Source organism: Micromonospora rhizosphaerae, assembly GCF_900091465.1.
Classification (GTDB): Bacteria; Actinomycetota; Actinomycetes; order Mycobacteriales; family Micromonosporaceae; genus Micromonospora; species Micromonospora rhizosphaerae.
Genome location: NZ_FMHV01000002.1, coordinates 4,740,733 through 4,762,896, shown reverse-complemented (window position 1 = coordinate 4,762,896; position 22,164 = coordinate 4,740,733). Strand labels below are relative to the sequence as shown.

Here is a 22,164-nt window from a genome sequence, read left to right as displayed (position 1 = left end):
ACAACCATGGAAATGACGCCAGCGCACTGGGTGTACCTCGCCGGTCTGGCCTCTCTGATCATCGTCATGATCGCCCGGAAGAACGTCGTCGTCCCCGCCATCGCCGCGACCTTCCTCACCGCCGCGACCTTCACGGGCAGCGTGCCCGGGGGAGTGGCGTCGGTCTTCCGGGCCAGTCTGGTGGCCGCCTCGGAACTGTTCAACATCTTCCTCATCATCGCGCTCGTCACCGCGATGCTCGCGGCGCTGCGGGTCATCGGCGCCGAACACCGGATGGTGGCGCCGTTCCGTCGGCTGATGGTGAACGGGCCGGTCGCCTACGTCGTCCTGTTCGTCGTCACCTACGTCTTCGCGCTGTTCTTCTGGCCCACGCCGACCCTCGCGTTGATCGCGGCGATCCTGCTCCCGGCCGCCATCCGGGCGGGCCTGTCCCCGATGCTCGGCGCGATCGCGATCGCCATCGCCGGACAGGGCATGGCGCTGGCCTCCGACTACGTCATTGGCGTCGCGCCCGGCCTCTCCGCGAGCGGTGCCAACGTCTCGGCCGATCTGATCGCCGATCGGGCGCTGATCCTGTCGTGGGTCGTCGGGCTCGTCGCGATGGTCATGAGCTACCTGCTGACCGTACGTCGCCGCCGCCCCAGCCTGGCGACAGCGGCCGAGGGCAGCCCGGAGATGTCGATCGCGCACCGGACCGAGCTCGCCCCCGTGGGCGCGGCCGCGGGCAGCGGTTCGGGCTGCACCTCCGACCAGCTCGGCCACGCCCTGGCGACGAAGCAGCCACCACGGGAGGCGCTGGAGGACGGTGCCGTGTCCACCGAGGCCGGGCTGGACGACGGTCCGACGGACGAGGGCGGACGGGACCGGCGGGCCAAGCTGTTCGCCGTGCTCGTGCCCGTCGCCTTCGGCGCGTTGCTCGTCTACATGCTGCTCGGCCGATTCACCGACCTGGTCTCGGTCGACGACGGCGCCGGCGCGCCGCTGGTCGGTGGCCTGGCGGCGCTGCTGCTCCTCGCCGTCGCGGTCACCAGCGACCGGGTCCGCGCCCTGGAGAGCTGCGCCGAGCACATCGTCGACGGCCTGTCCTTCGCGTTCAAGGCGATGGGCGTCGTCATCCCCATCGCCGGCTTCGTCTTCATCGGCATCTCGGACTTCTCCGGCCGCATCATGGGGCTCGCCGAGGACGCGACGGCGCCCGGATTCCTGTTCGACGCGATCCGCAGCGTCCAGGAGCACATTCCGAACAACCCGTTCATCATCATGTTCGCGGTCCTGCTGGCCGGCATGACGGTCGGACTCGACGGATCCGGCTGGGCCGGGCTGCCGCTCACCGGCTCCCTATCGGAGGCCCTCAGTCCCCACTCCGGCCTCGACACCGCCACGCTCGCCGCCATCGCACAGAACGGCGCCTCATGGACCGGAGGGGGCACCCTGGTCATCTGGTCGTCACTGATCGCGGTTGCCACCTTCTGCGGCGTGTCCGTGGTCGACCTGGCCCGCAAACTGTTCCTGCCGGTGGTCACCGGACTCGTCCTGAGCACGGTGGTTGCCGCGATCATCTGGTGAGCTACGCCCTCACCGAGCGCGTCGGCCAGCGCTGCTGTCACGGTTGTCATCCGCCGTGCAGCAGCGCTGGCTGACGTGTTGACGATGAGGTCGAAGGTGCCAGCGGGCTTCGTGAAGCTCTCCGGGTCGCTGGGCGTAGGTGTGGTGTGAACCGTCTCCCGTTTGCCCGACGCGACCGCGGGTAGCCGCCACGGAAGGGACGGCACCGATGGGAGGACCGTGGCGCGGTACGCGGACGAGGTGGTGGCGCTGGCCGCGCCGCTGACGGACCCGGGGGACCTGGACGTCCTCGTGGACCGGATCGGCGATGCCCGGGTGGTGATGCTGGGCGAGGCGAGCCACGGCACGCACGAGTTCTACCGCTGGCGGGCGGAGCTGACCCGGCGCCTGATCGCCGAGCGGGGCTTCTCGTTCGTCGCCGTGGAGGGGGACTGGCCGGACTGCGACCGGGTGGATCGGAGCGTCCGCTGCCGCGGTGACGCGCCGGAGGACCCGTACTACGCGCTCGCCGCGTTCGAGCGCTGGCCGACCTGGATGTGGGCCAACCAGGAGGTCGTCGACTTCTGCCGCTGGTTGCGGGGGCACAACACCGGCGTCGATCCGGAGCTTCGGGTGGGCTTCCACGGGTTGGACGTCTACTCGCTGTGGGAGTCGCTGCGGGAGGTTCTGATCTGGTTGCACGAGCGGCAACCCGGGCTGGTGCCGGTCGCGCTGGCCGCGTACCGGTGCTTCGAGCCGTACCGGGAGGACCCGCAGGAGTACGCGATGGCCACCCGGTTCGTGCCGACCAGCTGCGAGAACGAGGTCGTCGACCTGCTGGTCGCGCTCCGCGCCACGGCCGGCGGCCCCGTAGCGGGCGACGGTGACCCGGAATCGCGCTTCGCCGCCCGGCAGAACGCCGAGGTGGTGGCCGGCGCGGAACGCTACTACCGGACGATGGTCGCCGGTGGGCGGCAGTCCTGGAACGTTCGGGACCGGCACATGGACGAGACCCTGGACCGGCTCCTCGACCACTACGGCCCCGGATCGAGGGCCGTGGTGTGGGCGCACAACACCCACGTCGGTGATGCCCGGGCGACCGACATGGCCGACGCCGGGGAAATCAACATCGGCCAGTTGGCCCGCGAGCGGTACGGCGCCGACCAGGTGGTGCTGGTCGGCTTCGGCACCCACCACGGCACCGTCGTCGCGGGCGATGCCTGGGGCGCGCCGACCGAGCTGATGCCGGTGCCGCCGGCCATGACCGGCACGCTGGAGGACGTGCTGCACCGGTCGGCACCCGAGCGGGCGCTCTTCGTCTTCCCTCGGGCCGACCGGACCGACCTGCTCACCGAGGAGCTGGACCATCGGGCGATCGGGGTGGTCTACCACCCGGAGCGGGAACGGCTGGGCAACTACGTGCCGACCGTGCTGGGCGACCGGTATGACGCCTTCTGCTGGTTCGACGCCAGCCAGGGCGTCCGCCCCCTGCACACCGGTCGGCCCGGCGTGCCGGAGCCGGAGACCTTCCCCACCGGCGTCTAGACCCAACGCCGTTCAGTTAGGCGGGTTGGTGGCTTGTCAAGGCGTGTCGAGGATGTGAAGCAGCGGAGCTCCGGTAGAGAGGGTTGTCACTCCAAGACACCCCGAAACCAGGAGCTCCGCTGTCCGGACAGATTGCCATAACGCGTACGACGATGGTGGCGGCGGGGCGGTTCGCGCCGGGTCATCTGGGCGAGTTGACCCAGCTGGTGCCGTTCGAGATGGTCGATGATGCCCTCGATCGCACCGGTGCGGTGCAGTCGCGGGTTCGGTTGCTGCCTGCACGGGTGGTGGTCTACCTGTTGCTGGCCGGCTGCCTGTTCGCTGAGTTGGGCTACGTGCAGGTCTGGCATCGGCTGACCGCTGGTCTGCATGGCCTGGCCGTGGCCACGCCGACGGCCAGCGCGCTGCGTCAGGCCCGGCAACGGCTCGGGGCGACACCTCTGCGGGCGTTGTTCGACCTGCTCCGTGGCCCGGCCGCGACGACCGCGGCAGGGGCGGTGTCCTGGCGCGGGCTCTTGGTCTGCGCTGTGGACGGCACGCTGATGAGCGTGGCCGACAGCGCCGCGAACCTGACCGCTGTGGTTAAACAGCGCTGCAACCACGGCGCGGGCGGTTACCCCACGGTCCGGGTCCTAGCCCTGGTGGCCTGCGGGACCCGCAGCGTCATCGACGCGGTCTTCGGCCCAGCCAGCACCGGCGAACCCGGGTACGCGGCACGGTTGGCGGGCAGTCTCCGACCGGGGATGCTGCTGCTGGCCGACCGTAACTTCGCCGCCGCGGACCTGCTGACCCATCTCGCCACCACCGGCGCGGACCTGCTGGTGCGATGCAAGACCGGCCGACGACTACCGGTCAGATCCCGCTACCCGGACGGCTCCTACCTGTCCCAACTCGGTAGTCTCGCCGTCCGCGTCATCGAGGCCGAGATCAGCATCGTCACCAGCGCCGGCCGGCGCACCGGCACCTACCGTCTGGTCACCACGCTGCTCGACCCGCACCGCTACCCAGCCGGCGAGCTGATCACCCTCTACCACCAGCGCTGGGAGATCGAGACCGTCTACCTGGAACTGAAATCCACCATCCTGGGCGGGCGGGTGCTACGCGCCCGCACCCCGGCCGGGATCGACCAGGAGATCTACGCCCTGCTGGTCACCTACCAGGTGCTCCGCACCGCCATGACCGACGCCACCGACACCATCCCTGGCCTGGACCCCGACCGGGCCAGCTTCACCATTGCCCTGCACACCGCCCGTGACCAGGTCATCCAAGCCGCCAGCATCATCGCCGACACGGTCATCGACCTCGTCGGCGCGATCGGACGACGGGTCCTGGCCACGCTCATGCCCGACCGACGCGTACGCACCAAACCCCGCATCGTCAAACGCGCCATCTCCAAGTACAACGCCCGCGGCCCGGACATCGACCGCACCACCTACAAAGCCACCATCGAGATCAACATCCTCGACACCGGACCTTGACAACCGACCAACCCGTCTAACTGAACGGCGTTGCGTCTAGACCTCCAGAGAAGACCGAAGTGGTCAAGGAGTGGCGCGACACTTGAAAGCCCCGCGTTTACTTAAAGGTGTCCAACCTCACACCGCCTTGGAGGTTCACCATGGACACACGACACGGGGGAGTGCCGCGAGGAGAACCCGCACCGGGCTCTGGGCTGCCCCACCGCCCCCTCGCCGCAGCCATCGCCGCCCTGTTGGCCACAGCCGGCGCGCTGGTGGCAACCGAACAGCCCGCCGCCGCGCTGATCACGTACGTGCGCCCGGTCAGCGTCAGCTACACCGACGCCCGCCAACCGACGATGTCCTTCCAGGGGACCGACGGCACCGTCCCGGTCGGTACCTCGGACGTTGACGGCGCCAAGCAGACGTCCCGCGCGTACTTCACCTTCGACCTCTCCGGCTACCACGGCAGGCGGATCATCAACGCCGTCGGGATCAGCGGCGAGTCCACGGTCAACGACTGCGACAAGCCCCGCGAACTGGAGCTCTGGCACACCGACACGCCGGCCGGTTTCCCGACCTGGGAGACCGCGCCCACCGTCCGAGAGAAGATCGCGGATTTCAACCCGCTCACGTCCTGCCCGTCCGGCTACCTCGAATTGTCGCTCACCGAGGCGATCCGGCAGGCCGTAGCCGACCGGCAGGACCGGATCACCATCATGGCGCGAATTGCCGGTGATCACGAAGAGAGCAAGCACTACGGCCGACGGATAAAGGACCTGGGCATCTCGCTGACCCACAACCGGGCACCGAACGTGCCCGGGAAGCTCGCCGTCGGCATTTACCCGTGCGCCGACAATCTGTTCATCAACACCACCGCGCCGTACCTCACCGCTGAGCTGACCGATCCCGACGTCAACCAGACCGGCGGGGGTGACTGGGTGACGGCGACCTTCGCGTGGTGGCCGGTCGACCGCCCGGCCGAGCGGACCGAGTGGACGTCCTACTACTCGCTGGACGCCCCAGCGACCTTCCGGTACGACGTGCCGTACGGGCTGATGGTCGACGGCGTCACGTACGCCTTCGCCGTGCGTGCCGCCGACGAGTACGACGTCTCGGCCTGGTCGCCGGAGTGCCGGTTCACCGTCGACACCGTCGCGCCGCCCGAGCCCACCGTCTCCTCCACCGACTATCCGCCCGGCTGGGAGGGGCCGGGCTACGGCGGCCCCGGAATCCCCGGGAGGTTCACCTTCTCGGCCAACGGTGCTGACGATGTGAAGGGCTACTACTACGGCGACTGGGGCCCGGCACATTACGTGGCGGCCGAGTCGCTCGGCGCCTCGGTGACCATCACCTACACGCCCACGTCTCCCGGGACGCACTCGCTCTACGTCCAGAGCGTTGACCGGGCCGGCAACCTTTCGGCGGAGATGACCCAGTACGAGTTCGTGGTCGCGAGCCCCGCGGCGTAGGTGACCGACGGCGTTACTGCAAACATCCAAAATCGACCCGAGCTGATCGCGGACCACGGGAGGGTGGCGCCGGCTCCGGCGCCACCCTCCCGCCTAGCCGTCAGGCACGCCGGGATCAGACGTGCGTGATCACGTCCTTGCCGTACGAGGAAAGGGTCTTCTCCTTGTCGTCGTGCATGAGGTAGAGGGCGAAGTTGTCCACGCCGATCTCCCTGAGTTCCTGCAGCCGGTCGACGTGTGCCGACTCGGGCCCGAGCAGACAGAACCGGTCGACGATCTCGTCGGGAACGAAGCCGGTCGACGGATTGCCGGCGCGGCCGTGGTGTGAATAGTCGTAACCCTCGCGGCCCTTGATGTAGTCGGTCAGCGCCTTCGGTACGACTCCGGAGTCGCCGTAGCGGGCGACCAGGTCGGCCACGTGGTTGCCGACCATCCCGCCGAACCAGCGCAGCTGATTCCGTTGGTGCGCGAGGTTCGTGCCCACGTAGGCGGGCGCGGCCACGCACATGGTGATCGAGTCGGGATCTCGGCCCGCGGCGGTGGCCGCTTCGCGTACCGAGCCGATCGTCCAGCGGGCGATGTCCGGGTCGGCGGTCTGCAGGATGAAGCCGTCCGCCTGCTCGCCGACCAGGCGCAGCGCCTTCGGGCCGTAGGCGGCCATCCAGATCTCCAGCTTGCCGTCCCGCACCCACGGGATGCGCACCGGCGTGCCGTGGTGTTCCACCTCGCGGCCCTCGGCCAGCTCTTTGATCACGTGCATGGCACTCTTCAGCGTGGCCAGGCTCGCCGGCGGCTGGCCGATGACCCGCCGGGCCGAGTCGCCGCGGCCGATCCCGCACACCGTGCGGTTGCCGAACATCTCGTTGAGCGTGGCGAAGAGCGACGCGGTGACCGACCAGTCGCGGGTGCTCGGGTTGGTCACCATCGGCCCGACCGTCAGGTGCTTGGTCGCGGCGAGGACCTGCGAGTAGATGACGAACGGCTCCTGCCACAGCACGCAGGAGTCGAACGTCCACCCGTAGCGGAACCCGTTGTCCTCGGCCGCGGCGAGGCCGGCCACGACGTCGCGGGCGGGCGGGTCGGTCTGAAGTACGACACCGAAGTCCACGGCTCCTCCCTCGTCAGACCAGGTATTGACAGAGATCGCGCTTCAGGAATCTGCCGTGCCCGGCCGCGCCGTGGAAGGCGTTGTCGTCGACGACGATTCGACCACGGGACAACACGGTGGAGACCTTGCCGGTCAGCTCCATGCCCTCGTACGCGGAATAGTCCACGTTCATGTGGTGGGTGCTGGCCGAGATGGTCTGCCGAGCCGTCGGGTCGTACACCGTGATGTCCGCGTCCGCGCCCGGCGCGATGACGCCCTTGCGCGGGTAGAGGCCGAACATCCGGGCGGGCGTGGTCGAGCTGATCTCCACCCAGCGCGGCAGGGTGATCTCGCCCTTCACGACGCCCTGATAGAGCAGGTCCATCCGGTGCTCGACGCCCGGCATCCCGTTCGGGATCTTGGAGAAGTCGCCCCGGCCCAGCTCCTTCTGGTCCTTGAAGCAGAAGGGGCAGTGGTCGGTGGACACCAGCGACAGGTCGTTGGTGCGGAGGCCCCGCCACAGTTCCGCCTGGTGCTCCTTCGGGCGCAGCGGGGGAGAGGCGACGTACTTCGCGCCCTCGAAGTCCGGCCTGGCCAGATCATCCAAGGACAGGAAGAGGTACTGCGGGCAGGTCTCGGCGAACACGTTCTGGCCGGTGTCGCGGGCCTGGGTGACGGCGTCGAGGGCGTGCGCGGCGGACAGGTGCACGATGTACAGCGGCGAGCCGGTGACCTTGGCCAGCGTGATCGCCCGCGAGGTGGCCTCGCCCTCCAGCTCGGGCGGCCGGGTCAGCCCGTGCTGCACCGGTTCCGTCTGACCGTTGGCCAGCGCCTGGAGGATGAGCTGGTCGATGGCGATGCCGTTCTCCGCGTGCATCATGATCATCGACCCGGTGTCCCGGGCCTTCTGCATCGCCCGGAGGATCTCCCCGTCGGTGGCGTAGAAGACACCCGGATAGGCCATGAACATCTTGAACGTGTTGACGCCCGCGTCGATGCAGGCCTCCATCTCCTTGAGAGACGTGTCGTTGACGTCCGAAATGATCATGTGGAAGGCGTAGTCGATCGCGCAGTTGCCGTCGGCCTTGCTGTGCCATTTGTCCAGCGCGGACAGCACGGACGTGCCCTTGCCCTGCACCGCGAAGTCGACGATGGTCGTCGTGCCGCCCCAGGCCGCCGCGATCGTCCCGGTCTCGAAGGTGTCCGCCGAGAACGTGCCGCCGAACGGCATCTCCATGTGGGTGTGGCCGTCGATGCCGCCCGGCACCACGTACTTCCCGGCGGCGTCGATCACGCGCTCGACGCCGGACGCCCACTGCTGCGCCAGACCTGAGTCGGGCGCGGCGAGCGCCGCGATCCGCTCGCCCTCCACCAGCACGTCCGCCGGGTACGCCCCGGTGGCGTTGACGACTGTTCCGTTCCGGATGACGATGCTCATGGGGTCACCAGCGATTCGTACGTGTCCGGCCGGCGGTCGCGGTAGAAGGCCCACAGGTCGCGAACCTCGGCCAGCTTGTCCATGTCCAGGTCGCGGACGACGATCTCCTCCTCGGTGTCCGAGGCGGCGTCGCCGACCAACTGCCCGCGCGGGTCGACGAAGTAGGACTGGCCGTAGAAGTCGTTGTCGCCCAACGGCTCCACGCCGACCCGGTTGATGGTGCCGACGTAGTACTCGTTGGCCACCGCGGCGGCGGGCTGCTCCAGGCGCCAGAGATACTCCGACAGGCCGCGGCTGGTGGCGGAGGGGTTGAACACGATCCTCGCGCCGGCCAGCCCCAGTGCGCGCCAGCCTTCGGGGAAGTGCCGCTCGTAGCAGATGTAGACGCCGATGCGGCCGACGGCGGTGTCGAACACCGGATAGCCGAGGTTTCCCGGCCTGAAGTAGAACTTCTCCCAGAACCCCTTCACCTGCGGAATGTGGTTCTTCCGGTGCTTGCCGAGGTACGTGCCGTCCGCGTCGATCACCGCGGCGGTGTTGTAGTAGACGCCCGGCTGCTCCTGCTCGTACATCGGCACGATCAGCACCACGCCGTGCTGCTCGGCGACCTCGCGCATCAGCGCGGTCGTCGGCCCGTCCGGGATCGCCTCGGTGTAGGAGTAATAGTCCGCGTCCTGGATCTGGCAGAAGTACGGACCGTAGAACAACTCCTGCAGGCAGACGACCTGAGCGCCCTGCGAGGCGGCGCTGCGGATGGCCTCCACCGCGTTGGCGATCATGGACTCCTTGTCGCCGGTCCACTTCTGCTGCACCAGCCCGGCTCGGACGATGTTACTCATCGGTTCTCCCCCTTCGCGTGGCCGGCGCGCGGCATCGACAGCGCCAGGTAGACGAGGAACCCGGCGATCAGACCGACCACCCAGCTGTAGTCATAGAGCGGCTTGAGGAACGGGATGAGCCCGTCCGCCGGGAACGGCCCCTTGCCGGGTGCGGAGTAGGCGCCACCCACCGCGAGGAGCGCGCCGACCACGGTGGCGACAACGGCGGCCCAGTTCCAGCCACCGGCGAACCAGTACCTGCCCTCGGGGCGGTAGAGGGCGGGCAACTGGAGGCGGGTGCGGTAGCGGACCCAGTATCCGGCGATGAGCACGCCGGCGACCGCGCCGAGCAGGCCGCCGTAGAACCCGAGCCAGACGAAGATGTAGATGTTGGGGTCCTGCACCAGGCGCCAGGGCTGGATCAGGATGCCGAGCACACCCGTTATCAGGCCTCCGGTCCGGAAGCTGACCAGTCGGGGCGCGGCGTTGGAGAAGTCGTACGCCGGGCTGACCGTGTTCGCCGCGACGTTCACCGACAGCGTGGCGACCACCACCGTGAACAGGCCCAGCGCGACGACCACCGGGTTCTCGAACTTGGCCGCGAGCTGGATGGGGTCCCAGATCGCCTTGCCGTAGATGACGGCCGTGCCCGAGGTGATCATGATCGACAGGATGGCGAAGAACGACATCGTGGTGGGCAGGCCGAGGATCTGGCCGTACGCCTGCTGCCGCTGGCTGCCGCCGAACCGGGTGAAGTCGGGGATGTTCAGCGAAAGAGTCGACCAGAAGGCGATCATCCCCATCAGCGACGGCGCGAACAGCTTCCAGAAGTCGGCGCCCCAGCCCAGCTTCGACGGCTCGGACAGGATCGGGCCGAGCCCGCCGGCCTCGACCATCACCCAGATCAGCAGGGCGACGGCGACCACGATGACGAACGGAGCGGCCCAGTTCTCGAAGCGCCGCAGCGTGTCCATGCCCCGCCAGATGATCGCCATCTCGATCACCCAGAAGACGAGGAACGAGGCCCACAGCGTCCACGGGTAGTCCATGACCTTCGCCGCATCGACCCACCAGGAGCCCAGCAGTTTGCCGGCGATCGCGTAGATCGCCTCGCCGCCGATCCAGGTCTGGATGCCGAACCACCCGCACGCGATGAAGGCGCGAAGCAGGGCCGCGAGGTTGGCGCCGCGGACTCCGTAGAACGCGCGGGCGAAGACCGGGAACGGGATGCCGTACTTCGTGCCCGCGTGGCTGTTCAACAGCATCGGGACAAGGACGAGCAGGTTGCCCAGGGTGATCGTGAGGAACGCCTGCACCCAGTTCATGCCGAGCTGGATGAGCCCCGCGGCGAGCAGATAGGTGGGGATGTTGTGCGCCATGCCGATCCACAGCGCCGCGAAGTTGTACGTGTTCCAGGTGCGCTTCTCGATGGGTACCGGGGCGAGCTCTTCGTTGAAGTACGGGCTGTCGGCGATCGTGGAGAAGTCACGCAACTCGACTCGGCCATCCGGATGGGTGATCTGGGTGCCCGGTTCGGCCGCGCTGGTTTCGGCGGGGGGGAGGGGTTCAACGGCCATCGCTCACCTCGCTGTGACGCTGCCGCAACGTGGCCGGACAACCGGCGCGAGTGCTGCGGGTGGGGGCGGATAAGCTGGATCTTTATCTCGGAATGGTGGTGTCACGGACCCGCCACGGGCAGTGGCAAAGTGTCCACGCTTGCCATGATCAAGGCACACTCTGTCCACGCCGTGCCCCGCGGTGACCTGTCAATGGGCGCAGTGGTGGATTCCGGCCTCATACCTGCGTGCTTGCCCCGTCACGCGTCGTCGAGTTCGTGCACCAGGAGCGCGACGTACAGGGACAGCATCGACTCCGGGTCCTCCAGCGACACCCCGAGCACCTGCGCGATCCGCGACAGTTGCTGGTAGTAGGCCGTACGCGACAGGTGCGCCGCGGCGGCCGCCGCCGATTTGTTCCCGCCCCGCTCGCAGAAGCAGCGCAGCAGCTCCAGGAGCCGGCTGCCCTGGCTGTCATCCCGCGCCAACAGGGGTCCGAGCTCCCGGTGGGCGAAGGCCCGGACGCGCTCGTCCTCGCGCAGCAGGTGCAGCAGGCCGCGCAGTCGCACGTCATCCAACCGGTGGTAGAGCTGGGTGCCGGGGGACCGTAGCGCGGCACCGGCGACGTGCGCGGCCTCGCCCAGACTTCGCCGCACGTCCGACACGTGCGACACGGTCGTCCCGACCGCCACCACCATGGCACTGGCGGCCGAGCGGTGCACCTCTCTGGCCAGGCGCCGCAGGACCGCGTCGACCTCCGCCTGCGCGGGCAACGACAACAACGCGCGCACGCTCGTGTCGTCCACGACGCCCACCAACGCCGGCACGCTCACCCGTCGCGCGGCCAACGCGGTGGCCTCCGCGAGGTCCCGCAGCACCTCCTGGGTGGCCAGTGCGGGGGCGCGCGGCGTGATGCTGCCCGGCCGGATCGCCACCCCGACGAGTTGCCGCCGCTCCAGCGGAACGCCCAACGCGGCCGCCCGTGTGGTCACATCAGGAGGCGGCAACGCCTGGCCGAGCAGCTGCGCGAGCAACATCCGGTGCGTCTGCCGCTCCAGGCTCTCCCGGTCCCGGGCCACCAGCCGGTGCACCGCCAGCGCCGATGCGGCCCGCTCCGCGACCACCACGTGACGGTGCGGGGGAGGGCCCGGCGAGAGCAGAACCAACCGCCCCCAGTCGGCGCCCTGCGCGCCGACCGCGGTGATCAGCCAGCCGGCCTCCTCGTCGTAGGCGGTCCGTTGGGACACCGCCACGGACCTGGATCGCTGCCCCCAGTCGGTCAGCAACTCGATCGGGTCGTGCCCGGCCGCGTCGTACGCGAGCACGTCGTGCCCCAGCGTCTCCAGGACGACCGGCAGCCCGGAGATCCTCGCGACCTCGCGCAGAACCTCGGCCGGCTCCGCCCCGGCGACCGTGAGCGCGGTGAACGTCTCGTGCACCTGCTCAGCCGCCCGCAGCTCGGCGAGCTGCGCGTCCACGATCAACGCCACGACCGCCTCCGTGACGGACACGAACTGCGTCTCCCGGGCCAGCGTGATCAATGGCAGCCGGTGTCGGTCCGCGGCCGCCACCAGCGCGTCCGGCACGCGGTCGCTCCAGCGCCGGACGAGCTCCACCACGAGCCCCGCCGCGCCGACCGCGGCCAGGTCGTCCACGTACGTCGTCAGTGCCGGACCGTCATCGGGCAGCGCGATGCCGGTGGTCAGCACGAGTTCGCCGCCCCGCAGCAGATGAGCGATGTCGGCGACCTCCGCCACATGGACCCAGCGGACGGGCCCTTGCATGCCGGCCGACCCGGCGACGACGCGTGGCCTGCCGCGCCGGATCACGGGCAACGCTATGGCTTCGGCGACCGTGGGGTACATGCGGCCTCCTCTGCGAGGGCTGCACACAACGTAGTGCCATCGATGCCGACCCGTACAGGTTGTCGGTGGCGGCGACCACCGAAGTCTCGCGACACTCGGCTCAGGTACGAGATACGGAGGACGCGATGGCGCATCGGGAGCTGCTGCATCGACACCGGTCCGTGATGCCGAATTGGCTGGCCCTCTATTACGAAGAGCCGATCGAGATCGCCAGCGCGCACGGTCGCCGGGTGACCGATCGCGAGGGCCGGACATACCTCGACTTTTTCGGTGGCATCCTCACCAATTCCGTCGGCTACGACGTGGCCGACATCAGCGACGCCGTCCGCTCGCAGATCGACACCGGCGTGCTGCACTCCTCGACGCTGTACCTGATCGAGTCGCAGGTCGAGCTTGCCGAGAAGATCGCGCACCAGTCCGGGATCCCGGACGCCAAGGTGTTCTTCACGAACTCGGGCACGGAGGCCAACGAGACCGCGTTGATGCTCGTCACGCAGTACCGCCGCAGCGGGCAGGTGCTCGCGCTGCGCAACTCCTACCACGGCCGTGCGTTCGCCACGGTCGCGATCACCGGCATCCGCGGCTGGTCGGCCAGCGCGCTCAGCCCGATCAAGGTGAGCTGGGTGCACGGTGGCTACCGGTACCGCAGCCCCTTCAAGGACCTGTCGGACGCCGATTACGTCAAGGCGTGCGTCGCCGATCTCCGTGAGGTGATCGAGACCGGGACAGCCGGAGACGTGGCGTGCATGATCGTCGAGCCGATTCAGGGGGTGGGCGGGTTCGCCTCCCCGCCGGACGGCCTGTTCCGCGAGTTCAAGAAGGTGCTCGACGAGTACGGCATCCTGTTCATCTCCGACGAGGTCCAGACCGGTTGGGGCCGTACCGGCGAGCACTTCTGGGGCATCCAGGCGCACGACGTCGTGCCGGACGCGATGACCTTCGCCAAAGGACTCGGCAACGGCCTGGCGATCGGTGGTGTCGTCGCGCGCGCGGCGCTGATGGACTGCCTGCAGGCCAACTCGATCTCCACCTTTGGCGGCAACCCGGTCGCCACCGCGGGAGCCCTTGCCACCCTGAACTACCTGCTCGACCACGACCTGCAGGCGAACGCCGCGAAGCTGGGCAATCGTCTGATCCACGGCCTTCGCTCGGTCGCCGCGACGCATCCGGTGGTCGGCGACGTACGGGGCAAGGGTCTGATGATCGCCCTTGAGCTCGTCGGCCCGGCCGGCGAGCCCAACCCCGCGGCCGCAACCGCCCTGTTGGAGGAGACGCGCAGACGCGGACTGTTGGTGGGCAAGGGCGGCCTGTACGGCAACGTGATCCGGCTGGCGCCGCCGATGACGCTCACCGAGGACGAGGCCGAGGAGGCGCTGGGCATCCTGGCCGAGGCCGTCGAGGCGGTGTCGGCATGAGGATCACGCACTGGATCGGCGGCAAGGCGTGGACCGGCATCGCGCAGCGCGCGGGTGACGTGTACGACCCCGCGACGGGTCAGGTCACCGGGCAGGTCGATTTCGCCAGCGCCTCAGACGTCGACGAGGCGGTCAGCGCTGCCCGGGAAGCCTTCTCCCGCTGGCGCAACGCCTCCCTCGCCCAACGCGCGAACGTGATGTTCTCGTTCCGCGAGCTGCTCAACGCCCGGAAGTCCGACCTCGCCGAGATCATCACCGCCGAGCACGGGAAGGTGCTCTCCGACGCGGCGGGCGAGATACAGCGTGCGCTGGAGGCGGTGGAGTTCGCCTGCGGCATCCCGCAGCTGCTCAAGGGGGGCTTCAGCGAGAACGCCTCCACCAAGGTGGACGTGTACTCCATCCAGCAGCCGCTCGGCGTGGTCGGGGTGATCTCCCCGTTCAACTTCCCGGCGATGGTGCCGCTGTGGTTCGTGCCCAACGCCATCGCGTGCGGCAACACGGTGGTGCTGAAGCCGAGCGAGAAGGACCCGTCCGCATCGAACTTCCTGGCGGAGCTCTTCGCCGAGGCCGGGCTGCCGGATGGAGTGTTCAACGTCGTGCACGGCGACAAGGAGGCGGTCGACCGGATCCTCGAGCATCCGGAGGTCAAGGCGATCTCGTTCGTCGGCTCCACTCCGATCGCCCGTTACGTCTACGAGAACGGAACGCGTAACGGCAAGCGGGTGCAGGCGCTCGGCGGCGCGAAGAACCACATGGTGGTGCTGCCCGACGCCGACCTCGACCTCGCCGCGGACGCCGCCGTCTCGGCCGGGTTCGGCTCGGCCGGTGAACGCTGCATGGCGATCTCCGTCGTCGTGGCGGTGGACCCGGTTGGCGACGAGTTGGTCGGCAAGATCAGCGAGCGGATCGCCGGACTGCATGTCGGCGACGGTCGCCGCGCGGGCTGCGAGATGGGACCGCTGGTCACCGGGGCGCACCGCGCCAAGGTGCGGTCATATCTGGACGCCGGCCGGTCGGCGGGCGCGAAGCTGGTGGTCGACGGCCGCAGTCATTCGATCGACGGTGACGAGGCTGGCTTCTGGCTCGGGCCAACGCTCTTCGACCACGTCGACGTGGATATGTCCATCTACACCGACGAGATCTTCGGTCCGTTGCTCTCGGTAGTGCGGGTGCCCAGCTACGACGCGGCGGTCGAACTCGTGAACGCCAATCCGTACGGCAACGGCACCGCCATCTTCACCAACGACGGCGGCGCCGCGCGGCGATACCAGAATGAGATCGAGGTCGGCATGGTCGGTGTCAACGTGCCGATCCCGGTTCCGGTCTCGTACTACTCGTTCGGCGGTTGGAAGGACTCGCTGTTCGGTGACTCGCACGCGTACGGGCCGCACGGTGTGCACTTCTTCACCAGGGCCAAGGTGGTCACCAGCCGGTGGCTCGATCCGTCGCACGGCGGCGTGAACCTCGGCTTCCCACAGAACACCTGAACACCGGCACCGCTCCGCCCGGGTCGGCCTCCCGTCACAACCGCACGCCATGATCGTTCCACCGGCTCTGGTCAGCGCCCCAGCTCTGACCAGGTGAAGGATTGCCGTGGTAGCAGCGGCCGCAGAGGCGACACGGGTGGCCCGGCCGTGCCGTGGATCGCGAGGCTGGCCCTGACCGTGACTCTCGTCCAGGACACCAATGCGTTGACCCAGTCGGCGTGATTACCGCCGCACCTCAGAGCTGCGCCGCAGGCTGTTCGCCCAGTGGGTAGCACCGATCCCGGTCGGCTGCGCTCCGGTGTCGGTAACGGTGGTCGCGTAGGGCTGCGGGGTCGGGTCTGCCGTCGTCAGGCCGAGGCCTTCCGCGCCGAGCGGGCGATCGCGCTCCGGAGCGGCAAACGAGGAAAATCGATTTGGGGCTTCCTTTTCGGGCATATCGGCGTCCGGCTTCGGCCAGCGCCGCCAGCGCTGGATGCTGAGCACGGCGACCAGCAACGCGGCACCGATTAGCAGCGTGGTGCCGGTCCGCACCGGGGTGGCGATATCGGCGTGCTGGCCGGCCACGGTCACCTTGTGGCCGAGGAGGCTCAGCAGCCAGGTCGGGCGGGTCACCATGGCGAGATAACTGCCCGCGTACACGACCCCGGTCAGCGCCGCGCCGAGCGGGGAGAATCGCAGGGTGGCGACGAGCCCGAGCAGGATGCCGGCCGCTGCCAGCAGCAGCGCCGTCCGAATGAAGTCACCCGTGTTGAAGGCACCGCTGCTCTGCGCCGTGGTGAAGGCCTGGACCGAGCGGTCCTGGCCGATGGCGAGAAGGATCCAGGCCACCGGACCGATGACGATTGCCGCAATCAAGGTTCCGACATGTCGCATCCGGGCACCGTACCGGTGCAGCACAACGATGAAAACCCCCAGCACCGACCGTCGCTTCCCGGTTACACGCCAGGAACCATAACCTGTGCCTGTGACGACGATCGAGGAGCATGAGCGGGAGGTGTGGCCCGATCCCGGGGCCGGATCGACGAATCTGGTGCGCCGCTGTACGGAACTCCGGCGCAAGCCGCTGTCGGACTTCACGGTGGAGGACCTGCGCATCATGCTCGGCCAGGAGATCGCCGTGCCGGTACTGCTGCCACGCGCCGTTGACATCCTCGTCCGCGAACCGCTCGCCGAGGGTGACCTGTATCCGGGTGATCTTCTCCGGAACGTGCTGCGGTTACCGGACGCCGCCTGGTCGAACCTTCACGTCCGGCGCGAACGCCTCGCCGATGTCCTATTGGCCCTCGTTGCCGGCGCTGAACTCCGTGACCGCGAACTGCGAGACCAGATAGTCCGGTTCCTCGCCGAGTGTGACAGCGTGGCCGGGTGAACGCAGCACCCGTCGACGTCGACCTCGCGCTGGTGGGCGGCGGTGGCGCCGCGTCCCTCGTCCTGGCCGCGCTGGACCGGTACGGCGTGTCCGGTCTGCGGATCGCCGTGGTCGACCCGGTGCACAAGCGCGGCCAGGACCGCACCTGGGCGTTCTGGGACCGCCCCGGCAACGACCTCGACCCGATGCTCAGCGCCAGGTGGTCGCGGGTCGAGGTGGTCACGCCCGCCGGTCGCCGCGTCCTGGCGCTCGCCCCGTTGCGGTACGCCATGCTCCGCTCGGACGCGGTCTACGCCCGGGCTGCCGAGGCCGAACGCCGCCTCGGCGCCACCCGGATCGGCGCCGCGGCCGGCGCCCTCGACGACGACGGCCAGCGGGTGCTGGTCCGCGGCACCGACGGCCGGCCGCTGGTGCGCGCCGACTGGGTGCTCGACTCCCGCCCCCGGCCGCCGGAGCGCCCCGGGCGGACGAACTGGCTGCAGCACTTTCGCGGCTGGTGGGTGGAGACCGACGAGCCGACGTTCGACCCGGAGCGCGCGGTACTGATGGATTTCCGTACCCCGCAGCCCGCCCGGGGTGTCTCGTTCGGCTACGTGCTCCCGGTCAGCGACCGGTACGCCCTGGTGGAGTACACCGAGTTCTCGCCGTGGCTGCTCACCGACGACGCGTACGACCTGGCGCTGCGCCGCTACGTCGGCCTGGCCGGCCTCGACCCGGCCGCGCTGCGGATCCGGGAGGTGGAGAACGGGGTGATCCCGATGACCGACGCCCCGTTCGTCGCCCGCCCCTCGCCGCGGGTTGTACGGCTCGGCACCGCCGGCGGCGCCACCCGCCCGTCGACCGGCTTCACCTTCTCCGCGATGCGCCGCCAGGCCGACCAGGTCGCGCGGGCCCTGGCGGCCGGCCGCCCGCCGGTGCCGCGGCCCGCGTACCCGCGGCGTCACCGGTGGATGGACGCGGTGGCGCTGCGCGCCCTGGACCGGGGCCGGGTCGACGGTCCGGAGTTCTTCAACCGGCTCTTCGCCCGCAACCCGGCCGATCGGGTGCTGCGGTTTCTCGACGGCGCCACCTCGCCGGCGGAGGACCTGGCGGTGATGCGGTCCAGCCCGCTGCTTCCGATGATGGGCGCGGTCATCGGCGACACCGTCGACCGGCTCCGCGGTCGGCTTCGCCGGGACGCGGCCCTCGTCCCCCTGCGAAGGAGCGGATCGCGGACGGATCCACGCTGAGGCGCCCGCCGCCGACAGCTGGCGTCCTTGTGGGTGGATGGTGGCCGCCAGGCGACACTTGGGGCGGTGCGCCGGGCCACGAGCGATGCCGGGTAGGTTTCCTGCCATGGTGGGCGCGGCGGCCGGCAGGGTCGTGGAGATCTGGACCGACGGGGCGTGCAGCGGAAACCCGGGCCCCGGCGGCTGGGGCGCGCTGCTGCGGTACGGCGGCCACGAGCGGGAGCTGTGCGGCGGCGAGGCGACGCCGACGACCAACAACCGGATGGAGCTGACCGCGGCGATCCAGGCCCTGGAGAGCCTGACCCGACCGGTCACCGTCCGGCTGCACACCGACAGCACGTACGTGCGCAACGGCATCACCGGCTGGCTCGCCTCGTGGAAGCGCAACGGCTGGCTGACCGCGGCGAAGCAGCCGGTGAAGAATGCTGATCTGTGGCAGCGCCTGGAGGCCGCCTGCGCCCGGCACGACGTGACCTGGCTCTGGGTCAAGGGGCACAACGGCCACCCGGAGAACGAGCGGGCCGACGCGTTGGCCAACCGCGGCATGGCCGAGGCGCGGGCGGGGGTCGCCGCCGCCCGGTGAGCCGGGGGAGTGTCGAACAGGGCGACCTCGGCGCGGCGATCAGCCGCGACTGACCCGGCGGTCGGATCACTCCTCGGCGTTCGGGTCGGCGGCGCCGGAGACGGCGTCGACGTCGTAGCCGGCCCGGCTGGTCTCCCGGGCGGGGCGGGCCTCCTCGGCCGGCAGGTCGGCGAAGTCGTCGCCGGTGTCGTCGGTGGTCCGCAGGGAGTCTCCGGGCGGTCGCAGTGACGCCTCGAAGGCCGTCGCGCCGTCCGGTTCGTCGGTGGCCGCGCGGCCGAAGTGTCCCTCGCTGGTCATGTCGAACAATCCTGCCCCCGGTCGGCCGATGGCAAACGCCCTGGTCAGTGGGGCGCGTCCGGGTGTCCCGGCATGCTGGAGCCGCCGGAACTGCTGCCCGAGGAGCCGCCGGCCACCCCGGACCCGTCGTCCGTCGTGACGATGTCGGGCTTGGGGGCGCCCTCCTCGGGCGCCGGCACATCCGTGTCCGTCTCGACCTGGAAGACCTGGGCCTGAACGGCCCCGTCCTCGGCGTGCGCCGGATCGACCGGCTGCTCGCCCTGCCGTGTCCGATATCCCACCGTCCGCCTCCCCTGGCTGCGCCGCCGGCGCCGCGCCGGCGCAGGTGCGGCTACCCGGGCGGGCGCCGGCGAAACGTCACGGCACTCAGTGCGCTCGGCCGGCCGACGCTGCGCGACTGGTGACGGCGAGCGGAACCGCGGGCGGCGCTGGGCCGGTGATCAAGGGCAGGGGCCACCAGGGTGGCGGTCAGCGGCACGTCACCGGTGCCGCCGGCCCGGTCGTCCGGGGCGTGCCGGGGTGAGGTTGAGGTACCAGTGGGCGGGACGGCGCAGCGTCGCCGGCAGCACCGTGCGGTGGTCGCCGCGAGCCGCGTCGAGCTGGGACTGGTGCAGGAACAGGCAGCCGCTCAGGTCGGCCCCGCGCAGGTCCGCCCCGCGCAGATCCGCTCCGGTCAGGTCGGCCCGCCCCAGGTCAACGCCGCGCAGGTCCGCGCCGATCAGGCAGGCGCCGCGGAGGTTCGCCCCGGACAGATTCGCCCGGCGCAGGTCCACCCCGATCAGCACCGCCCCGCGGCGGTCCGCGCCGTCCCGACCGGCCCGGGCCCGCTCGGCTGCCCGCGACAGCAGTGCGTTCACCCGACCCCGGTACGCGTCGACGTCCAGGGCGATCAGCTCTTCCGGGCTGCCCTCGGTGAGCCGCTCGGTCTCGTCGAGCGCGCGGGCCAGGTCGTCCCGGAGCACGCCGGCCGGGGTGAGGGTCAGCGCCTCGGTCAGGTACCAGAGCAGCTCGTGCAGCGGACGCATCACCGCGAAGGTGTCGAACATCCGCTGCGCCGTCACCGGGTCTGCGCGCCAGTCCCGCCCGCCGAAGGTGACCTGGGCGACCTGCTGGCCGGCGCCGAAGCAGTCGAAGACCGTGCACCCGGGGAAGCCCCGCTCCCGCAGATCGCGGTGGATGCCGCAGCGGGAGTCCGGCCGCAGGTTCGGGCAGGGCTGCCCGGCCGGCTTGTCGATGGCGAAGTCGGCGGAGGCGGAGAAGGCCGGCGCCACGCAGCAGAGCCCGAAGCAGCGGGCGCAGTCCGCCCGCAACTCGCGGCCGCCGGTGGACACCGACGACTCCCGCTCCGCTGTCTCGGACATGCTGACCCGTCTCCCGCCGTTCGATGCCGCTCGCGGCCTGGGGCCGCCGCTGTCCCATTGTCCGCCCACCCGCCGCCGGCCTCCCCGACGGGCCCCGGACCGGGCCGTTCCACCTCGGCTGCGCCCCGGATCTTCGTATCGTGGGCCTATCCAGCACCGGAGGGGACGGCGGCATGGAGGAGGACGCGCGCGAGCAGGCGTTGCTCACCGCCCTGACCACCGAGCATTTCGTGCTTCAGACCTCCCGCAGCGCCACGATCACCGAGTCGGTCGGGCGGGCTTCGGTGTTTCTCACGCTGCTCTCCGCCGCGCTGATCGGACTCGGCTTCGTCTCCAGCAGCGGGAGCCTGCTCAAGCCGTACCTCGGCGCGGTGCTGCCGACGCTGGTGATCACCGGGTTGCTCACCTTCGCCCGGCTGGTGCAGAACATGGTGGAGAACTCGCTGGACCTCAAGCGCATCCAGCGCATCCGCGCCTACTACCACCGCCAGTTCGCCGGCGAGCACGACTTCTTCGCTGACGCGGTGGCCGGCGGGGGCGACCTGCGGGCGATCGCGGCTGCGGTGGGCACCACCCCCGCTCGCTGGCAGTTGCTGCTGACCACGGCGGCCATGGTGGGCGCGGTCAACGCACTGTTGATCGGGCTGGGCGTGGCCCTGCTGGCCGGGCTGCTGGGCGGATCTCCCGCGCTGGCGATCGCGCTCGGTGTGGCGGTGGCACTGGTCTCCTTCGCCGCAGAGGTCGTGCACATCAACCGGGCCTCGTTCTGGCTCGACTGACCACCTGACTGCCGCAGCGGAGCCGTCAGCGCGACCGTCAGTCATGAGAAGTAAGAGCATTGGCCTGCGGCCCCATCAGCAGCATCCCTCCGTCCACCAGCCACGACGCCCCCGTGACGTACGCCGCGGAGGGCGACGCGAGCAGCGCCACCACCGCGGCGACCTCCCGGGCGTCCCCCGGCCGCCCGACCGGCACCCCCGGCCGCTCCTCGGTGAACGGGTCGACGTCCTCCTGCCCGGTCATCGGGGTGGCGATCTCCCCGGGCGCGACGGCGTTGACGGTGATGCCGTCGGCGGCCAGTTCCTGGGCCATCGCCTTGGTCAGCAGCCCGAGCCCGCCCTTCGCCGCGCAGTACGCCGACGCGCCGACCCGGGGCGCGTGCTCGTGCACGCTGGTTATGTTGATGATCCGGCCGCCCCGGCCCGCCGACCGCATCCGCCGGGCGGCCCGCTGCGAGCAGAGGAAGGGCCCGTCCAGGTCGACGCTGAGCACCTCCCGCCACTGCTGCCACGACACGTCGACGAAGGGTGTGGCGAGGCCGGTGCCGGCGTTGTTGACCAGCACGCCGATCCCGCCGAGCCGGTCGGCCAGCTCGTCGATCACCGCGGCCGCGTCCGGCAGCCGGGTCAGGTCCAGCTCGGCCGCCTCGCAGCGGCGGCCGGCCGCGCGTACCTCCTCGGCGGTGCGCTCGGCGCCCTTCGCGTCGCCGTGCCAGGTGATGCCGATGTCGAAGCCGGCCTCGGCGAGCGCCACCGCGCAGGCCTTGCCGATGCCGGAGTCCGCGCCGGTGATGACGGCGAGTCTGGGGTGGTCCGCGTACCGCTGGGGCATGCTGCCGCACTACCCGGGCCGGTCGAGCT

The 22,164-nt window shown here is 70.2% G+C and carries 20 protein-coding genes; 10 read left to right on the top strand and 10 right to left on the bottom strand.

Going from position 1 to position 22,164, the window contains the following annotated elements:
• Positions 1 to 6: 6 nt before the first annotated feature.
• The 4 genes from GA0070624_RS22400 to GA0070624_RS22385 all read left to right on the top strand — a co-directional run bounded on the left by GA0070624_RS22400 (position 7) and on the right by GA0070624_RS22385 (position 6,019).
• Positions 7 to 1,566 (top strand): hypothetical protein, encoded by a 1,560-nt coding sequence (locus GA0070624_RS22400; protein WP_218105254.1) that lies wholly within the window; start codon positions 7 to 9, stop codon positions 1,564 to 1,566.
• 219 nt (positions 1,567 to 1,785) lie between these two features.
• Positions 1,786 to 3,090, top strand: a complete 1,305-nt coding sequence (locus tag GA0070624_RS22395; protein WP_425413515.1) for an erythromycin esterase family protein — start codon at positions 1,786 to 1,788, stop codon at positions 3,088 to 3,090.
• Between the two features lie 152 nt (positions 3,091 to 3,242).
• The gene (locus GA0070624_RS22390; protein WP_091344148.1) at positions 3,243 to 4,568 is read left to right on the top strand and encodes an IS4 family transposase; all 1,326 of its coding nucleotides are present in this window, start codon (positions 3,243 to 3,245) and stop codon (positions 4,566 to 4,568) included.
• 140 nt (positions 4,569 to 4,708) lie between these two features.
• A complete protein-coding gene (locus GA0070624_RS22385; RefSeq protein ID WP_141715129.1) occupies positions 4,709 to 6,019 on the top strand; it encodes a hypothetical protein in 1,311 nt (436 codons plus the stop codon).
• Positions 6,020 to 6,134: 115 nt separating this feature from the next.
• Here the strand turns inward: GA0070624_RS22385 and GA0070624_RS22380 are convergent, their stop codons facing one another.
• From GA0070624_RS22380 to GA0070624_RS22360, 5 genes are all read right to left on the bottom strand, one after another.
• Positions 6,135 to 7,127, bottom strand: a complete 993-nt coding sequence (locus GA0070624_RS22380; RefSeq protein ID WP_091344144.1) for a TIGR03842 family LLM class F420-dependent oxidoreductase — start codon at positions 7,125 to 7,127, stop codon at positions 6,135 to 6,137.
• A 13-nt stretch (positions 7,128 to 7,140) separates the two neighbouring features.
• The gene (gene hydA / locus GA0070624_RS22375) at positions 7,141 to 8,544 is read right to left on the bottom strand and encodes a dihydropyrimidinase (RefSeq protein ID WP_091344142.1); all 1,404 of its coding nucleotides are present in this window, start codon (positions 8,542 to 8,544) and stop codon (positions 7,141 to 7,143) included.
• Positions 8,541 to 9,383 carry a nitrilase-related carbon-nitrogen hydrolase gene (locus GA0070624_RS22370; RefSeq protein WP_091344139.1) on the bottom strand — a complete coding sequence of 281 codons (843 nt, stop codon included), beginning with the start codon at positions 9,381 to 9,383 and terminating at the stop codon, positions 8,541 to 8,543. The genes hydA and GA0070624_RS22370 overlap by 4 nt, the downstream gene beginning before the upstream one ends.
• Complete coding sequence (locus GA0070624_RS22365) at positions 9,380 to 10,939, bottom strand: NCS1 family nucleobase:cation symporter-1 (RefSeq protein WP_091344137.1); 1,560 nt, start codon at positions 10,937 to 10,939, stop codon at positions 9,380 to 9,382. The genes GA0070624_RS22370 and GA0070624_RS22365 overlap by 4 nt, the downstream gene beginning before the upstream one ends.
• 239 nt (positions 10,940 to 11,178) lie before the next feature.
• The gene (locus tag GA0070624_RS22360) at positions 11,179 to 12,783 is read right to left on the bottom strand and encodes a PucR family transcriptional regulator (protein ID WP_091344135.1); all 1,605 of its coding nucleotides are present in this window, start codon (positions 12,781 to 12,783) and stop codon (positions 11,179 to 11,181) included.
• 125 nt (positions 12,784 to 12,908) lie between these two features.
• Between GA0070624_RS22360 and GA0070624_RS22355 the strand changes: the two genes are divergently transcribed.
• Both GA0070624_RS22355 and GA0070624_RS22350 read left to right on the top strand, forming a co-directional pair.
• The gene (locus GA0070624_RS22355) at positions 12,909 to 14,198 is read left to right on the top strand and encodes an aspartate aminotransferase family protein (RefSeq protein ID WP_091344133.1); all 1,290 of its coding nucleotides are present in this window, start codon (positions 12,909 to 12,911) and stop codon (positions 14,196 to 14,198) included.
• Entirely contained in the window at positions 14,195 to 15,685 is a 1,491-nt protein-coding gene (locus GA0070624_RS22350; RefSeq protein WP_091344131.1) for a CoA-acylating methylmalonate-semialdehyde dehydrogenase, read from the top strand. Before GA0070624_RS22355 ends, GA0070624_RS22350 begins: the two co-directional genes overlap by 4 nt.
• A 222-nt stretch (positions 15,686 to 15,907) precedes the next feature.
• Here the strand turns inward: GA0070624_RS22350 and GA0070624_RS22345 are convergent, their stop codons facing one another.
• Positions 15,908 to 16,558, bottom strand: coding sequence for a hypothetical protein (locus tag GA0070624_RS22345; RefSeq protein ID WP_141715128.1), 651 nt, complete (start codon positions 16,556 to 16,558; stop codon positions 15,908 to 15,910).
• A gap of 91 nt (positions 16,559 to 16,649) precedes the next feature.
• Between GA0070624_RS22345 and GA0070624_RS22340 the strand changes: the two genes are divergently transcribed.
• The 3 genes from GA0070624_RS22340 (at position 16,650) to rnhA (ending at position 18,866) form a co-directional block, all read left to right on the top strand.
• Positions 16,650 to 17,054: a contact-dependent growth inhibition system immunity protein gene (locus tag GA0070624_RS22340; RefSeq protein WP_091344126.1), complete on the top strand. Its 405-nt coding sequence runs from the start codon at positions 16,650 to 16,652 to the stop codon at positions 17,052 to 17,054.
• A complete protein-coding gene (locus GA0070624_RS22335) occupies positions 17,051 to 18,283 on the top strand; it encodes a lycopene cyclase family protein (RefSeq protein ID WP_091344123.1) in 1,233 nt (410 codons plus the stop codon). Before GA0070624_RS22340 ends, GA0070624_RS22335 begins: the two co-directional genes overlap by 4 nt.
• Before the next feature lie 106 nt (positions 18,284 to 18,389).
• Positions 18,390 to 18,866, top strand: a complete 477-nt coding sequence (gene rnhA, locus GA0070624_RS22330; RefSeq protein WP_091344120.1) for a ribonuclease HI — start codon at positions 18,390 to 18,392, stop codon at positions 18,864 to 18,866.
• A gap of 66 nt (positions 18,867 to 18,932) precedes the next feature.
• Here rnhA and GA0070624_RS22325 read toward each other — a convergent pair whose 3' ends face one another.
• The 3 genes from GA0070624_RS22325 to GA0070624_RS22315 form a co-directional block, all read right to left on the bottom strand.
• Entirely contained in the window at positions 18,933 to 19,163 is a 231-nt protein-coding gene (locus GA0070624_RS22325; protein WP_091344118.1) for a hypothetical protein, read from the bottom strand.
• A gap of 44 nt (positions 19,164 to 19,207) precedes the next feature.
• Positions 19,208 to 19,444, bottom strand: coding sequence for a preprotein translocase YidC (locus GA0070624_RS22320; RefSeq protein WP_091344116.1), 237 nt, complete (start codon positions 19,442 to 19,444; stop codon positions 19,208 to 19,210).
• Positions 19,445 to 19,642: 198 nt separating this feature from the next.
• A complete protein-coding gene (locus tag GA0070624_RS22315) occupies positions 19,643 to 20,524 on the bottom strand; it encodes a pentapeptide repeat-containing protein (RefSeq protein WP_091344114.1) in 882 nt (293 codons plus the stop codon).
• 173 nt (positions 20,525 to 20,697) lie between these two features.
• Between GA0070624_RS22315 and GA0070624_RS22310 the strand changes: the two genes are divergently transcribed.
• Positions 20,698 to 21,303, top strand: a complete 606-nt coding sequence (locus GA0070624_RS22310) for a hypothetical protein (protein ID WP_091344112.1) — start codon at positions 20,698 to 20,700, stop codon at positions 21,301 to 21,303.
• A gap of 37 nt (positions 21,304 to 21,340) precedes the next feature.
• Here the strand turns inward: GA0070624_RS22310 and GA0070624_RS22305 are convergent, their stop codons facing one another.
• Positions 21,341 to 22,135 carry an SDR family oxidoreductase gene (locus tag GA0070624_RS22305; RefSeq protein WP_091344109.1) on the bottom strand — a complete coding sequence of 265 codons (795 nt, stop codon included), beginning with the start codon at positions 22,133 to 22,135 and terminating at the stop codon, positions 21,341 to 21,343.
• Between the last annotated feature and the right edge of the window lie 29 nt (positions 22,136 to 22,164).

What these genes read in the sequence shown, in the direction of transcription:
- GA0070624_RS22370 (WP_091344139.1), bottom strand. Translation starts at nt 9,383, where the DNA reads ATGAGTAACATCGTCCGAGCCGGGCTGGTGCAGCAGAAGTGGACCGGC.
- GA0070624_RS22345 (WP_141715128.1), bottom strand. Translation starts at nt 16,558, where the DNA reads ATGCGACATGTCGGAACCTTGATTGCGGCAATCGTCATCGGTCCGGTG.
- GA0070624_RS22360 (WP_091344135.1), bottom strand. Translation starts at nt 12,783, where the DNA reads ATGTACCCCACGGTCGCCGAAGCCATAGCGTTGCCCGTGATCCGGCGC.
- GA0070624_RS22385 (WP_141715129.1), top strand. Translation starts at nt 4,709, where the DNA reads ATGGACACACGACACGGGGGAGTGCCGCGAGGAGAACCCGCACCGGGC.
- GA0070624_RS22355 (WP_091344133.1), top strand. Translation starts at nt 12,909, where the DNA reads ATGGCGCATCGGGAGCTGCTGCATCGACACCGGTCCGTGATGCCGAAT.
- GA0070624_RS22305 (WP_091344109.1), bottom strand. Translation starts at nt 22,135, where the DNA reads ATGCCCCAGCGGTACGCGGACCACCCCAGACTCGCCGTCATCACCGGC.
- GA0070624_RS22390 (WP_091344148.1), top strand. Translation starts at nt 3,243, where the DNA reads ATGGTGGCGGCGGGGCGGTTCGCGCCGGGTCATCTGGGCGAGTTGACC.
- GA0070624_RS22310 (WP_091344112.1), top strand. Translation starts at nt 20,698, where the DNA reads ATGGAGGAGGACGCGCGCGAGCAGGCGTTGCTCACCGCCCTGACCACC.
- GA0070624_RS22325 (WP_091344118.1), bottom strand. Translation starts at nt 19,163, where the DNA reads ATGACCAGCGAGGGACACTTCGGCCGCGCGGCCACCGACGAACCGGAC.
- GA0070624_RS22400 (WP_218105254.1), top strand. Translation starts at nt 7, where the DNA reads ATGGAAATGACGCCAGCGCACTGGGTGTACCTCGCCGGTCTGGCCTCT.
- hydA (WP_091344142.1), bottom strand. Translation starts at nt 8,544, where the DNA reads ATGAGCATCGTCATCCGGAACGGAACAGTCGTCAACGCCACCGGGGCG.
- GA0070624_RS22365 (WP_091344137.1), bottom strand. Translation starts at nt 10,939, where the DNA reads ATGGCCGTTGAACCCCTCCCCCCCGCCGAAACCAGCGCGGCCGAACCG.
- rnhA (WP_091344120.1), top strand. Translation starts at nt 18,390, where the DNA reads ATGGTGGGCGCGGCGGCCGGCAGGGTCGTGGAGATCTGGACCGACGGG.
- GA0070624_RS22350 (WP_091344131.1), top strand. Translation starts at nt 14,195, where the DNA reads ATGAGGATCACGCACTGGATCGGCGGCAAGGCGTGGACCGGCATCGCG.
- GA0070624_RS22315 (WP_091344114.1), bottom strand. Translation starts at nt 20,524, where the DNA reads ATGTCCGAGACAGCGGAGCGGGAGTCGTCGGTGTCCACCGGCGGCCGC.